At 54.8% G+C, this 13,266-nt stretch carries 12 protein-coding genes; 8 read left to right on the top strand and 4 right to left on the bottom strand.

The features are described from left to right. Window positions 1-16: 16 nt before the first annotated feature. The 3 genes from QOT07_RS14400 to QOT07_RS14390 all read right to left on the bottom strand — a co-directional run bounded on the left by QOT07_RS14400 (window position 17) and on the right by QOT07_RS14390 (window position 3,510). A complete protein-coding gene (locus QOT07_RS14400) occupies window positions 17-901 on the bottom strand; it encodes a leucine-rich repeat domain-containing protein (protein WP_283603394.1) in 885 nt (294 codons plus the stop codon). A gap of 105 nt (window positions 902-1,006) precedes the next feature. Next, window positions 1,007-2,449 carry a pyruvate kinase gene (gene pyk / locus QOT07_RS14395; protein ID WP_085117145.1) on the bottom strand — a complete coding sequence of 481 codons (1,443 nt, stop codon included), beginning with the start codon at window positions 2,447-2,449 and terminating at the stop codon, window positions 1,007-1,009. 188 nt (window positions 2,450-2,637) lie between these two features. After that, on the bottom strand, window positions 2,638-3,510 hold the full coding sequence (locus tag QOT07_RS14390) for a MurR/RpiR family transcriptional regulator (RefSeq protein WP_099064402.1): 873 nt from the start codon (window positions 3,508-3,510) through the stop codon (window positions 2,638-2,640). A 352-nt stretch (window positions 3,511-3,862) separates the two neighbouring features. Here QOT07_RS14390 and zwf point away from each other — a divergent pair, with 352 nt between their 5' ends. The 4 genes from zwf to mdtI all read left to right on the top strand — a co-directional run bounded on the left by zwf (window position 3,863) and on the right by mdtI (window position 7,382). Further along, complete coding sequence (gene zwf, locus QOT07_RS14385; RefSeq protein WP_085117144.1) at window positions 3,863-5,338, top strand: glucose-6-phosphate dehydrogenase; 1,476 nt, start codon at window positions 3,863-3,865, stop codon at window positions 5,336-5,338. 152 nt (window positions 5,339-5,490) lie between these two features. Further along, entirely contained in the window at window positions 5,491-6,132 is a 642-nt protein-coding gene (locus tag QOT07_RS14380; RefSeq protein ID WP_283603393.1) for a bifunctional 4-hydroxy-2-oxoglutarate aldolase/2-dehydro-3-deoxy-phosphogluconate aldolase, read from the top strand. Between the two features lie 565 nt (window positions 6,133-6,697). Then, window positions 6,698-7,066 carry a multidrug/spermidine efflux SMR transporter subunit MdtJ gene (mdtJ, locus tag QOT07_RS14375; protein ID WP_176979420.1) on the top strand — a complete coding sequence of 123 codons (369 nt, stop codon included), beginning with the start codon at window positions 6,698-6,700 and terminating at the stop codon, window positions 7,064-7,066. Continuing rightward, on the top strand, window positions 7,053-7,382 hold the full coding sequence (gene mdtI / locus QOT07_RS14370; protein ID WP_012145489.1) for a multidrug/spermidine efflux SMR transporter subunit MdtI: 330 nt from the start codon (window positions 7,053-7,055) through the stop codon (window positions 7,380-7,382). The genes mdtJ and mdtI overlap by 14 nt, the downstream gene beginning before the upstream one ends. Before the next feature lie 58 nt (window positions 7,383-7,440). Here mdtI and QOT07_RS14365 read toward each other — a convergent pair whose 3' ends face one another. Next, complete coding sequence (locus tag QOT07_RS14365; RefSeq protein WP_044551823.1) at window positions 7,441-7,785, bottom strand: RidA family protein; 345 nt, start codon at window positions 7,783-7,785, stop codon at window positions 7,441-7,443. Between the two features lie 133 nt (window positions 7,786-7,918). Here QOT07_RS14365 and yoaA point away from each other — a divergent pair, with 133 nt between their 5' ends. From yoaA to fadD, 4 genes are all read left to right on the top strand, one after another. Further along, window positions 7,919-9,823, top strand: a complete 1,905-nt coding sequence (gene yoaA / locus QOT07_RS14360; protein ID WP_085117141.1) for a DNA repair helicase YoaA — start codon at window positions 7,919-7,921, stop codon at window positions 9,821-9,823. A gap of 80 nt (window positions 9,824-9,903) precedes the next feature. Further along, window positions 9,904-10,605 carry a tRNA (adenosine(37)-N6)-threonylcarbamoyltransferase complex dimerization subunit type 1 TsaB gene (tsaB, locus tag QOT07_RS14355; RefSeq protein ID WP_283603392.1) on the top strand — a complete coding sequence of 234 codons (702 nt, stop codon included), beginning with the start codon at window positions 9,904-9,906 and terminating at the stop codon, window positions 10,603-10,605. Window positions 10,606-10,705: 100 nt separating this feature from the next. Beyond that, window positions 10,706-11,296 (top strand): Slp family lipoprotein, encoded by a 591-nt coding sequence (locus QOT07_RS14350; RefSeq protein WP_099064259.1) that lies wholly within the window; start codon window positions 10,706-10,708, stop codon window positions 11,294-11,296. A gap of 207 nt (window positions 11,297-11,503) precedes the next feature. Further along, entirely contained in the window at window positions 11,504-13,192 is a 1,689-nt protein-coding gene (gene fadD, locus QOT07_RS14345) for a long-chain-fatty-acid--CoA ligase FadD (protein WP_099064258.1), read from the top strand. Window positions 13,193-13,266 lie beyond the last annotated feature (74 nt).

Genomic DNA, 13,266 nt, shown 5'->3' with positions numbered 1-13,266 from the left:
TTTGTTTTAGCTGCGCTTAGATATGTACCATGCAACCCTGAGCCATCAGCGGCTCCAGTACGGCGGGTATCTGGGCAAAGTTGTTCCAGCGCAGGTCCAACCGTCGCAGGTTCGTCAATGCCGTCATGCTGTCCGGTAGGTTGCTCAGGTGGTTAGCGCGCAGGTCAAGCGTGCTCAGGGCCGTTAGCTGGCCAAAATCCTCCGGTAACTGCTGTAGCTGATTAGTTCGCAGGTTGAGGTGAGTCAGGCTGGGCAAGTGGCAAAATGCAGCCGGTAGCCGGTTGATGGCATTATTTTCCAGATCCAGCACGGCCAGCTCAGCCAACAGGGCAATTTCATCCGGTAGCGTGGTCAGGCGGTTTTTCATCAGGTGCAGTTCCCGCAGTGCGGTCAACTGCCCGACAGTGGTTGGCAAACTGACAAGTTGATTATTGTACAACCGCAATTCCTGCAGGGCACCGAGTTGAACAATGGCCGCTGGCAGTTCACTGAGCTGATTATCCGTCACGTTCAGATAGCGCAGCTTGTGTAACCGGCCCAGCTCGACAGGCAGGTCACAAAAGGTATTGTCGCTCAGATAAAGATAGGTCAGCTCACGTAGTTCACCGATGCTTGCCGGTACGCTGCTGGCCTTATTGTGGCCGCAATCCAGCATTACCAGCCCTCGCAGTTGGCCTATTTCGACCGGAAGTTCACTAAGCTGGTTGCAGGAGATATTCAATACCTGCAGATCGGTATGCTGCAGGATTTGCATTGGGAACTGGCGAAGTCGATTGTCGTACAGACTGATTTTCAGCAGCGAGTTACCCCGCAGGCTTCCCTCTGCCAAATTCTCCATTCCCAGGCCGTCGAGATCCAGCGCTTGTTCAGTGTGGTTTTGCTGTGGGTGTTGATGAAGCATCGATGGCTCTCCATTTGCCGTAGTGGCGACTGGAGATGAGTTTAACAGGGGGAAGGGCGGAGCGGGAAAAAATGCCGGCCGAGGTACGGCCGGCAGCAGTCTGGGTTACTCGACGCGCAGGATACGGCTGGTGTTGGTGGTCCCTACGGTTTCCATCACGTCGCCCTGGGTGACGATCACCAGATCGCCGGACACCAGGAAGCCCTTGTCGCGCAGGCGGTTAACCGCGTCATTGGCTGCGATGACGCCGTCTTCGTGGCTGTCGAAGTACACCGGCGTAACGCCACGGTACAGCGCGGTCAGGTTCAGCGTGTGCTCATGACGTGACATGGCGAAGATCGGCAGGCCGGAGCTGATACGTGACATCATCAGCGCAGTGCGACCGGATTCGGTCATGGCGATCAGGGCGGTAACCCCTTTCAGATGGTTAGCCGCGTACATTGAAGACATGGCGATAGCTTCTTCAATGTTGTCGAACTGCACGTCCAGACGGTGTTTGGAGACGTTGATGCTTGGGATCTTCTCAGCACCCAGACAAACGCGTGCCATCGCCGCCACGGTTTCTGCCGGGTATTGGCCTGCCGCAGTTTCAGCAGACAGCATCACGGCGTCAGTCCCATCCAGCACGGCGTTCGCCACGTCCATAACTTCGGCGCGGGTCGGCATTGGGTTGGTGATCATCGACTCCATCATCTGGGTCGCGGTAATCACGGCGCGGTTCAGCGTACGGGCGCGACGGATCAGTTTTTTCTGGATGCCGACCAGCTCCGGATCGCCGATTTCGACGCCCAAATCGCCACGGGCTACCATCACTACGTCGGAGGCCAGGATGATGTCATCCATAGCTTCGTCGCTGCAAACGGCTTCGGCACGTTCCACCTTGGACACGATCTTGGCGTTACAGCCTGCATCGCGGGCCAGACGGCGGGCGTAGTTCAGGTCCTCGCCGGTACGCGGGAAGGAAACTGCCAGGTAGTCGACGCCGATTTTTGCCGCAGTGACAATATCGGCCTTGTCTTTCTCGGTCAGGGCTTCAGCGGACAGGCCGCCACCCAGCTTGTTGATGCCTTTGTTGTTGGACAGCGGGCCGCCAACGGTCACTTCGGTAAACACTTTCATGCCCTGAACTTCGAGCACCTTCAGCTGTACGCGGCCGTCATCCAGCAGCAGTACGTCGCCTGGCACCACGTCGGCAGGCAGGCCTTTATAGTCGATACCGACTTTTTCTTTATCGCCTTCGCCCTTGGACATGTTGGCATCAAGCAGGAATTTATCGCCGATGTTAAGGAAGATTTTGCCTTCCTTAAAGGTGGAAACGCGAATTTTCGGCCCTTGCAGGTCACCCAGAATAGCGACGTGACGTCCCAACTTGGCAGCAATTTCACGCACTTTGTCAGCGCGGATCTGGTGGTCTTCTGCGGTGCCGTGGGAAAAGTTGAGCCGAACTACGTTAGCGCCGGCGGCAATGATCTTTTCCAGATTATTGTCGCGGTCAGTAGCCGGACCCAGGGTGGTAACAATTTTGGTTCTTCTGAGCCGTCTGGACATGTATTACTCCGTTGACTGGTGAAGCAAATTATTGGTGTTGCGATAACGTCGGATAACGAAACCAGGAGTGAAATGTAATTTTACTACACTGATATTTCACTCGGGTTACCCGCATGAGCGTTTTAACAGGGTACTGCCTCTAATGCCGCCGTTCAGACTATTTTGAACGACAGGTTTTTTCACATCGGTTACGAGTCGAAATTGTTGGGGATGACTACCCCCTTATCAAAGCGCGATTCTTTCAACGCTTCCTTGACCCGCTTCAAGTTATCTCTGAATTTGGCCCCTCTGCGCAAGGTAAATCCGGTGGCCAGAACATCGATGAGCGTTAATTGCGCAATTCGTGACACCATCGGCATATAAACGTCGGTATCTTCCGGTACATCGAGCAACAATGCCAGGGTTGCCTCTTGCGCCAGAGGGGTATCACGTGAGGTGATGGCAATGACTGTGGCGTCGTTTTCACGCGCCAGCTGTGCCATTTCCACCAGGTTTTTGGTGCGGCCGGTGTGGGAGATTAACACCACTACATCTCCCTCGCTGGAGTTCATGCATCCCATGCGTTGCATGACGATGTCATCGAAATAGACCACCGGGATATTAAAGCGGAAAAATTTGTTCATGGCGTCGTGGGCGACGGCCGCCGAGGCGCCTAAACCGAAGAAAGAGATTTTTTTTGCCTGGGTGAGCAGGTCAACCGCACGATTGATTGCTGCAATATCCAAATTTGCCTTTACTGTATCGAGACTGGCCATTACAGATTCGAAAATTTTACCGGTATAGGAAGCAACGCTGTCATCTTCCTCCACGTTACGATTTACGTACGGGGTGCCGTTGGCCAGGCTTTGGGCAAGATGCAGTTTAAAATCGGGAAAACCCTTGGTATCGAGGCGGCGACAAAAGCGGTTGACGGTGGGCTCGCTCACGTCCGCCATGCGGGCCAGCGTCGCGATACTGGAGTGAATGGCGGTCTGCGGGGAGGCCAGGATCACCTCAGCGACTTTCCGTTCAGATTTGCTCAACAGCTCCAGATGGCTCTGGATTTTTTCCAGCGTATTCATATAACGAGAGTCACTCATGGGTTTTGTCGATTTCAATCAAAGGAGAAATCAATGCCGGTTTAGTGAAAATATACTACGTGCTGGTAACCGTTGGCAGTGTCGACAGAGGGTATGCAGAGTTTTTTCATCAGAACATGACCTGTGTCTAACTTTCATAATGGTAAAAGGGCGTCAAAAAAGACAGAAAATTACAGTTTTTAGTTTGGTCCGCGGCATATACCACCGATAGCGCTTAACACTGCAATTTCTGGGGCTTTTTTTCTGCTTTTGATCCGGGTTTACTGGCCGTAGTTAAAGAGAGTACATTAGTAATGTAAGAAAATTACAAATATCCTGCAACGAGGAGATGAACATGGCGGTAACCTCTACAGCCCAGGCGTGTGACCTGGTTATTTTCGGCGCGAAAGGCGATTTGGCGCGTCGTAAGCTGTTGCCTTCCCTGTACCAGTTAGAGAAAGCCGGTCATATCCACCCGGATACCCGTATTATCGGCGTCGGCCGTGCCGAGTGGGATAAAGAAGCCTACACCAAGGTAGTCAAGGAAGCGCTTGGCACCTTTATGAAAGAAAAGCTGGATGACGAACTTTGGGCCACGCTGAGCGCGCGCCTGGATTTCTGCAACCTGGATGTGAACGACAGCAAGAACTTTGCCAAACTGGGCAAAATGCTGGACCAGAAACATCGCACCACCATTAACTACTTTGCCATGCCGCCAAGCACCTTCGGCGCGATCTGCAAAGGCTTGGGTGAAGCCAAGCTGAACCACGATCCGGCGCGCGTAGTGATGGAAAAACCGCTCGGTACCGATCTGGCGTCTTCCCGCGTGATTAACGATCAGGTTGCGGAATACTTCAACGAGACCCAGGTTTACCGTATTGACCACTATCTTGGTAAAGAGACGGTGTTGAACCTGTTGGCACTGCGTTTTGCCAACTCACTGTTCGCCTCCAACTGGGACAACCGCACCATCGACTCCGTGCAGATCACCGTGGCGGAAGAGGTGGGGATTGAAGGGCGCTGGGGCTACTTTGACCAGGCCGGCCAGATGCGCGACATGATCCAGAACCACCTGTTGCAGATTCTGACCATGATCGCCATGTCACCCCCGGCGGACTTGAGCACTGACCGCATTCGTGATGAGAAAGTGAAGGTTCTGCGCTCACTGCGTCGCATCAATCAGACCAATGTGCGTGAAACCACGGTGCGTGGCCAGTACACCGCCGGCTTCGTACAGGGCAAAAAGGTACCGGGCTACCTGGAAGAGGAAGGGGCGAACAAAAGCAGCAATACCGAAACCTTCGTCTCCATCCGTGTCGATATCGACAACTGGCAGTGGGCCGGCGTGCCGTTCTACCTGCGTACCGGTAAGCGTTTGCCGACCAAATGTTCTGAAGTGGTGGTCTACTTCAAGAACCCGCCGTTGAACCTGTTCAGCGATTCTTACCAGCAGTTGCCGCAGAACAAATTGACCATTCGTCTGCAGCCGGATGAAGGCATCGAGATCCAGGTGTTGAACAAGGTCCCGGGGCTGGATCACAAGCACCGTCTGCAAACCACCAAGCTGGATCTGAGTTTCTCAGAGACCTTCAACCAGGAGCACGTGGCTGATGCCTACGAGCGCCTGTTGCTGGAGACCATGCGTGGCATCCAGGCATTGTTTGTGCGCCGGGATGAAGTGGAAGAAGCCTGGAAGTGGGTGGACTCCATCATGGACGCGTGGAAAGCGGATAACGAAGCGCCGAAGCCGTATCAGTCCGGCACCTGGGGCCCGGTTGCCTCGGTGGCGATGATCACCCGCGATGGCCGTTCCTGGAACGAGTTCGAATAATGACCCGGCCGGCAGATTATCTGCCGGCATTTTTTTGCCTGCAGTGCCGGGGCACCACATCACTTGGGGTACGGCCGGACGCCCGCGTTTAGATGCGGAGCCCTGTGGCAGGGGCGTGCCATTGATAACCCGTAAGTAATGGAGAAGTAACGATGAAAAACTGGAAAACCAGCGCAGAACAGATCCTGACCGCAGGCCCGGTAGTTCCGGTGATTGTGATTAACAAGCTGGAACATGCGGTGCCGTTGGCCAGGGCGCTGGTAGCCGGTGGCGTGCGCGTATTGGAAGTCACTTTGCGCACCGCCTGTGCCATAGACGCGATCCGCGCTATCGCCACTGAGGTGCCGGAGGCGATTATCGGTGCCGGTACGGTGCTTAACCCGCAGCAGTTGCAGGCGGTGACCGAAGCCGGTGCGCAATTCGCCATCAGCCCAGGCCTGACAGCGTCGCTGCTGAAAGCGGCTACCGCAGGTACCATTCCATTGATTCCGGGCATCAGCACCGTTTCAGAGCTGATGCTGGGGATGGATCATGGCCTGCGGGAGTTCAAGTTCTTCCCGGCGGAAGCCAACGGCGGTGTGAAGGCACTACAGGCGATCGGCGGCCCATTCCCGCAGGTGCGTTTCTGCCCGACCGGCGGTATTACGCCGAACAATTACCGTGATTACCTGGCGCTGAAAAGCGTGCTGTGTATCGGTGGATCCTGGTTGGTGCCAGCCGATGCGCTGGAAAATGGTGACTACGCCCGCATCACTGAACTGGCGCGAACCGCAGTTAACGGCGCCACGGCGTAACCCGCGCCGGGCCTGGGATCGCCGATTATTGGGTCGGTCCAACTTAAACGAAGGCTCAACGACTTGTTGGGTCTTTTTTTATTTTTAAATTAGTTAACTTTCTTATTTTTAAACTGTTTTTTTATCGTTTTTGCGAAAACAGCGGTTTGCTTTATAATTATTGCTATGGTACAACTATCTCAGTTAAAAATTTTACTTGATGAGGATATTGGGCAAATCGCACTCCGTGTAACAAGATTATGTGCGGCTGAGAATAGAGAATACTTATGATGACAACTAATGGAATTACCCTCAGAACCTCTACTTGCCAGCTTTTCCTGTCTGCCATCCTTGCCAGTGAGCATCACTGGTGCAGCGAGCTATAGCGTCTTTCTCCCTTAACCGGTGCTGGTGACAGGCTCAGTCCTCCGTCATTCCGCGTAGCCGGGCAAACATTTTTATTACGTTTGGGTCAGTTTATCCCCAGGGATCTCTGCGTCGTCAGCGCCTCGTTGCGCCTGTCTGACGAGATAAATCGGGATAAATATGCCTTAGCGTGCGTTATTCGCCGTTTGGGAGAGAAATCATGATTTATTGGATCTTTTTAGGTTTGGCCATTGTGACCGAAATTATCGGTACCCTGTCAATGAAATACGCCAGCGTCAGCGGCGGCATGACCGGCCATATTGTGATGTATGTGATGATCACCGCCTCGTATGTGATGCTGTCGTTGGCAGTTAAACGCGTTGCTCTGGGGGTCGCTTATGCCCTGTGGGAAGGTATCGGTATCCTGTTTATTACCCTGTTCAGCGTGATGTGGTTTGATGAGCCGATCTCGGCGTTGAAAGTGTTGGGTCTGGTCACCCTGATTGCCGGTATCATGCTGGTCAAATCTGGTACCCGCAAGCCACGCAAACAGGCCACTCCGCGAGGTGACAACCATGCAACAGCTTGAGTTGTACCACATCGCGTTTCTGGGGCTGGCGATCGTGCTGGAGATTATTGCCAACATTTTCCTGAAAATGTCGGACGGCTTCCGCAAGGTTTGGTTGGGTCTGTTGTCTTTGTTGTCGGTGCTGGGGGCGTTCAGTGCGCTGGCGCAGGCAGTGAAGGGGATTGATCTGTCGGTTGCCTATGCATTGTGGGGCGGTTTCGGTATTGCCGCGACCATCGCAGCCGGCTGGATCCTGTTCGGTCAACGGCTGAATGCCAAAGGCTGGATCGGTCTGGTGCTGTTACTGGCGGGAATGGTGATCATCAAACTGGCTTAATCAGCAGCCGATGACACCCAATAAAACCGCAGGCGTTATCGTCTGCGGTTTTTTTACTTTACAGCGCGGCAATAATTTTGATTTCAACCTTGTACTTCGGGTTCATCAGTTTGGCTTGCACAGTGCAACGTACTGGGGCGCTACCGGCAACCACCCAGGCATCCCAGGCCGCATTCATTGCAGCAAAGTCGGCACCGTCGGCCAGAAAAATAGTGGCGTCCAGCACCCGGCTTTTATCGGAGCCCACTCGGGCCAGGATCACATCAATCGCCGCCAGCGCGTTAGCGGTCTGCGCAGTGGCGTCATCATCCAGATTTTCCGGCACGCTGGTGTAATAAACCGTGTCGTTGTGAACCACGGCTTCTGACCAACGCTGGTCCGGATCAATTCGTTCGATATTCATTCAGTTATCTCCATATCATCATCACCTTAAGGGTATCACAGCCCCCGGTAGAAATGCTTGATGATAAAGTCGGTGGTAGCCGCGCGGCAGGATTGGCATAATCAACGCTGAATTACACCGGCAGAGAGATAGCGTGACAGACGATTTCGCAACAGACGGCGCCCTGGCGCAGGCAATCAAGGGTTTCAAACCGCGTGAAGCGCAGCGGCAGATGGCAGAGGCGGTTACCGAAGCCATTAACTTCAAGCAGGAGTTGGTGGTCGAAGCGGGCACCGGCACCGGTAAAACCTTCGCCTACCTGGCACCGGCACTGCGGGCCGATCGCAAAGTGATTATCTCCACCGGTTCAAAAGCGCTGCAGGATCAGCTTTATGCACGCGATCTGCCCACCGTCGCCAAAGCGCTGAAGTACAAAGGCAAGATGGCGTTGTTGAAGGGGCGATCCAACTATCTGTGTCTGGAACGTCTTGAACAGCAGTCGATGGCCGGTGGTGAGCTGGCAGGACAGGCGCTGATCGATCTGGTCCATCTGCGCAAGTGGTCATCAATGACCAAAGAGGGTGACATCAGTAGCTGCAGCGACGTGGCGGAAGACAGCTTCGTCTGGCCGCTGGTGACCAGCACCAACGATAACTGTCTGGGCAGCGACTGTCCTCTGTATAAAGATTGCTTTGTGGTCAAGGCGCGTCGCCGGGCCATGGATGCCGACGTGGTGGTGGTAAACCACCATTTGTTCCTGGCAGACATGGTGGTGAAAGAGGGCGGTTTTGCCGAACTGATCCCCGAGGCCGATGTGATGATCTTCGATGAAGCGCATCAGATCCCGGATATCGCCAGCCAGTATTTCGGCAAACAGCTGACCAGCCGCCAACTGCTGGATCTGGCCAAAGACATTTCTATTGCCTACCGTACCGAAGTGCGTGACGCGGCTCAGTTACAAAAAAGCGCTGACCGCCTCAGCCAAAGCACGCAGGACTTCCGCCTGATGCTGGGGGAGCCGGGGTTTCGTGGCAACCTGCGCGAGGTACTAAGCCAACCCAATGTGCAACGTGCCTTACTGCTGCTCGATGACGCGTTGGAGCTGTGCTACGACGTGGTCAAACTGTCTCTGGGCCGTTCGGCCCTGCTGGACGCCGCCTTCGAGCGTGCCACGCTGTATCGCGCGCGTCTCAAACGTTTGAAAGAAGTCAATGAACCGGGCTTTAGCTACTGGTATGAGTGCAACTCACGACATTTTGTCCTGGCGCTGACACCTCTGACGGTAGCCGATCGTTTCCGTGAACTGTTGGACGAGAAACCGGGCAGTTGGATCTTCACCTCGGCAACCCTGTCGGTTAATGAACAAATGGGGCACTTTACCGAGCGCCTTGGCCTGAACAAGGCGAAAACCTTGCTGCTGGCCAGCCCGTTCGACTACGCCAAACAGGCATTGCTGTGTGTACCGCGCTTTTTGCCGTCACCGAATCAGCCGGGTGGTGCTCGGCAACTGGCGCGTATGCTGCGCCCGCTGATTGAGGCCAATAACGGCCGCTGTTTCTTCCTCTGTACCTCACACCAGATGATGCGCGAACTGGCGGAAGAGTTCCGTGCGACCATGACCTTGCCGGTCCTGCTGCAGGGGGAAACCAGTAAGGGCCAACTGTTGGCGCAGTTCGTTGAGTCCGGTAACGCGTTGCTGGTGGCGACCAGCAGCTTCTGGGAAGGGGTAGACGTGCGCGGCGATGCTTTGTCGTGCGTGATCATCGACAAACTGCCGTTTACCTCGCCTGAAGATCCGCTGTTGAAAGCGAGGATTGAAGATTGTCGGTTACGCGGCGGCGATCCGTTTAACGACGTGCAACTGCCGGATGCGGTCATCACCCTGAAACAGGGCGTTGGGCGTCTGATCCGCGATACCGACGATCGCGGCGTACTGGTGATCTGCGATAACCGCTTGGTGATGCGGCCGTATGGCGAAGTGTTCCTCAACAGCCTGCCGCCGACGCCACGCACCCGTGATATCGCCCAGGCGATTGCCTTCTTGCAGGCAGAGCGCTAGCGGATAGGCGTGACCTCAGGGCTGTGCTACAATGCGCGCCCTGTATGAAAAACCCTGTTTTTTTCCCGCCTGAGGTTGGCATGTCCACGCGAATTTTAGCGATCGATACAGCGACGGAAGCCTGTTCCGTTGCTATCTGGAATCAAGGCGAAATCCACGCCCTGTTTGAACTGTGCCCACGTGAGCATACGCAACGCATTTTACCGATGGTGCAGCAAGTGCTGGCGGAATCCGGTATCACCCTTAATCAGCTCGATGCTCTGGCCTTCGGCCGTGGGCCCGGCAGCTTTACCGGCGTGCGCATTGGTATTGGTATCGCGCAGGGGCTGGCGCTGGGTGCCGGCTTGCCGTTGCTGGGTATCTCTACGTTGCAGACTATGGCGCAAGGCGCCTGGCGCGTCACCGGGGCCGATCGGGTGCTGGCGGCGATAGATGCGCGCATGGGTGAGGTTTACTGGGGCCAGTTTGAGCGTCAGCAAGACGGCCATTGGCTGGCAAGCGAAGGCGAAGCGGTACTTTCACCACCGCAAGCGTTGGAACGTGCGCAAGGCCTGCAAGGGCATTGGGCGCATGTGGGTACCGGTTGGCAAACCTACCCGGATCTGGTCACCGGTTCCTCGTTAAGCCTGGGTGATGGTCAAATGCTGCTGCCGCAGGCGGAAGATATGCTGCCGTTGGCGTTGCATGCCTGGCAACAGGGGCTGGCGGTCGCGGTTGAAAATGCCGAACCAACCTACCTGCGTAATGAAGTCACCTGGAAAAAATTGCCGGGGCGTGAATAGCGCAACCTATTGTGCTTTGGTAGCAATCGGGATATGAATGAACTGCAACTTGCTCTGTGAATTGATGTCAAAGTTACAGCTATTTCAGGAGATTGCGACGATGTTAACCCGCACTGTAAATAAAAAAATGTCGCTGCTGGCCATTGCCGGTGGCGCGCTGGTGCTGTCGGGCTGCGTAACCGTACCTGACGCCATTAAAGGCAGCACGGAAACACCGGTGCAGCAGTTATCCTCGGTGCAGAATGCGCCGAACCTGTTTGTTGGGGCCGAGGCCCGTTTTGGTGGCACCGTGGTGAATGTTGCCAATGAGCAGGGGCGCACGGTGTTGGAAATCGCCGCTGTGCCGCTCGACTCCGGCGCCCGGCCTATTTTGGGCGAACCGTCGCGGGGGCGTTTGTTAGCCTCGGTTAACGGTTTCCTGGAGCCGGTGGATTTCAAAGGTCAGTTGGTTACCGTGGTCGGTCCGATCACCGGCGTGAGAGACGGCAAGATTGGCATGACGCCGTACAAGTTTGTCACCATGAATGCTACCGGCTATAAACGCTGGCACCTTACCCAACAGGTGATGATGCCGCCGGCCCCGATGGGGCCATGGGGTTGGCGTGGCGGTACCTGGGGCCCAGGTTGGGGCGTGGGTTATGGCTGGTACAATCCAGGCCCGGCACAGGTGCAAACCATCGTTACCGAGTAGTGTTAGTTAGGCATTCACTATTTTATTAGGGCGGCTCCGGCCGCCTTTTTCTTTTGGCGCAGGGAAACGGCGCCAATTAGTGACGTACATCGCAACCTGAATATTGTTTAAAACTCAAACTGGTCTGCTGAGTTAAAATATTGTTATGGTTTGGCTGCATATTTAGGGGCTGCGATGACAATGAATAATGATTTCAGGAGTAATACCTTGGATAAGGTCTGGTTAAAACGTTACCCGGCGGATGTTCCGGCAGAGATCGACGCCGATCGTTATTCATCTTTGGTCGAAATGTTTGAAAATGCGGTTCAGCGTTATGCGGATCAACCGGCTTTCATGAACATGGGCGAAGTGATGACTTACCGCAAGTTGGAAGAGCGCAGTCGGGCTTTTGCCGCTTACCTGCAAAACGAGCTGGGCCTGCAGAAGGGCGATCGTGTTGCGCTGATGATGCCGAATCTGTTGCAGTATCCGATCGCACTGTTTGGCATTTTGCGAGCCGGTATGGTGGTGGTTAACGTTAATCCGCTGTATACGCCGCGAGAGCTGGAGCACCAACTGAACGACAGCGGTGCCAGCGCTATCGTGATTGTCTCCAACTTTGCCCACACGCTGGAAAAAGTGGTGTTCAACACCCAGGTAAAACACGTGATCCTGACGCGCATGGGCGATCAGCTCTCCGCCGCCAAAGGCACCTTGGTTAACTTTGTGGTGAAATACATTAAGCGGCTGGTGCCGAAATACCATCTGCCGGCAGCGATTTCTTTCCGCAGTGCACTGCAGCGCGGACGTCGGCAGCAGTACGTTAAACCCGACATCATCAATTCCGACCTGGCGTTCCTGCAATATACCGGTGGCACCACCGGCGTGGCCAAAGGCGCGATGCTGACGCACCGTAACATGCAGGCCAACGTGGCGCAGGCCAAAGCCGCCTACGAGCCGCTGTTCCGCGATGGTCAGGAGCTGATTGTCACCGCATTGCCGCTCTACCACATCTTTGCATTAACGGTGAACTGCCTGCTGTTTATTGAATTAGGCGGCCGTAATCTGTTGATCACCAACCCGCGTGATATTCCAGGGCTGGTGAAAGAGCTGGGGCGCTATCCGTTCACCGCGATAAGTGGGGTGAATACCTTGTTTAATGCGTTGCTGAATAATGCCGACTTCCATCAACTCGACTTCTCGACGCTGCGTTTCTCGGTCGGTGGCGGTATGTCGGTGCAGAAAGCGGTGGCGGACAAGTGGGAGCAAACCACCGGAAAGCACCTTTTGGAAGGCTATGGACTGACCGAATGCGCACCCTTGGTCACCTGCAACCCGCACGACTTGACGCACTACAGCGGCAGTATCGGTCTGCCGGTTTCATCCACTGACATACGACTGGTGGATGATAACGGCAATGATGTGCCGGTCGGCGAACCGGGGGAACTGTGGGTTAAAGGACCGCAAGTTATGTTAGGCTACTGGCAGCGGCCGGATGCCACCGATGAAGTAATGAAAGATGGCTGGCTCGCGACCGGCGATATCGTTACAGTGGACGAGATGGGCTTTGTTCGCGTCGTTGATCGTAAGAAAGATATGATTCTGGTTTCCGGGTTTAACGTATACCCGAACGAGATCGAAGACGTGGTCAGTCAACATCCGAAAGTGCTGGAATGTGCGGCGATCGGCGTACCGAGTGACGTATCCGGTGAAGCGGTGAAGATCTGCGTGGTGAAGAAAGACGCCTCGCTGACCAAAGAAGAGCTGTTGACCCATTGCCGTCGGCAGCTCACCGGGTATAAAGTGCCTAAAATTGTTGAGTTTCGCGATGAATTGCCGAAGTCTAACGTCGGTAAAATTTTGCGACGAGAACTGCGTGATGAGCAGAAAAAACCTGTGGCGGCCGATGCCGCCTAGGCTATCATCCACGCCTTACAGATCAACAACGCCGGTGAATGCCGGCGTTGTTGTGTTTGAATCATGAAAGCGAC

The organism is Serratia proteamaculans (assembly GCF_949794035.1).
Lineage (GTDB): Bacteria > Pseudomonadota > Gammaproteobacteria > Enterobacterales > Enterobacteriaceae > Serratia > Serratia proteamaculans.
The sequence above is the reverse complement of the archived record's forward strand: the minus strand, read 5'-3'. Positions and strand labels throughout refer to the sequence as shown.

What these genes read in the sequence shown, in the direction of transcription:
- QOT07_RS14400 (WP_283603394.1), bottom strand. Translation starts at nt 901, where the DNA reads ATGCTTCATCAACACCCACAGCAAAACCACACTGAACAAGCGCTGGAT.
- pyk (WP_085117145.1), bottom strand. Translation starts at nt 2,449, where the DNA reads ATGTCCAGACGGCTCAGAAGAACCAAAATTGTTACCACCCTGGGTCCG.
- QOT07_RS14390 (WP_099064402.1), bottom strand. Translation starts at nt 3,510, where the DNA reads ATGAATACGCTGGAAAAAATCCAGAGCCATCTGGAGCTGTTGAGCAAA.
- zwf (WP_085117144.1), top strand. Translation starts at nt 3,863, where the DNA reads ATGGCGGTAACCTCTACAGCCCAGGCGTGTGACCTGGTTATTTTCGGC.
- QOT07_RS14380 (WP_283603393.1), top strand. Translation starts at nt 5,491, where the DNA reads ATGAAAAACTGGAAAACCAGCGCAGAACAGATCCTGACCGCAGGCCCG.
- mdtJ (WP_176979420.1), top strand. Translation starts at nt 6,698, where the DNA reads ATGATTTATTGGATCTTTTTAGGTTTGGCCATTGTGACCGAAATTATC.
- mdtI (WP_012145489.1), top strand. Translation starts at nt 7,053, where the DNA reads ATGCAACAGCTTGAGTTGTACCACATCGCGTTTCTGGGGCTGGCGATC.
- QOT07_RS14365 (WP_044551823.1), bottom strand. Translation starts at nt 7,785, where the DNA reads ATGAATATCGAACGAATTGATCCGGACCAGCGTTGGTCAGAAGCCGTG.
- tsaB (WP_283603392.1), top strand. Translation starts at nt 9,904, where the DNA reads ATGTCCACGCGAATTTTAGCGATCGATACAGCGACGGAAGCCTGTTCC.
- QOT07_RS14350 (WP_099064259.1), top strand. Translation starts at nt 10,706, where the DNA reads ATGTTAACCCGCACTGTAAATAAAAAAATGTCGCTGCTGGCCATTGCC.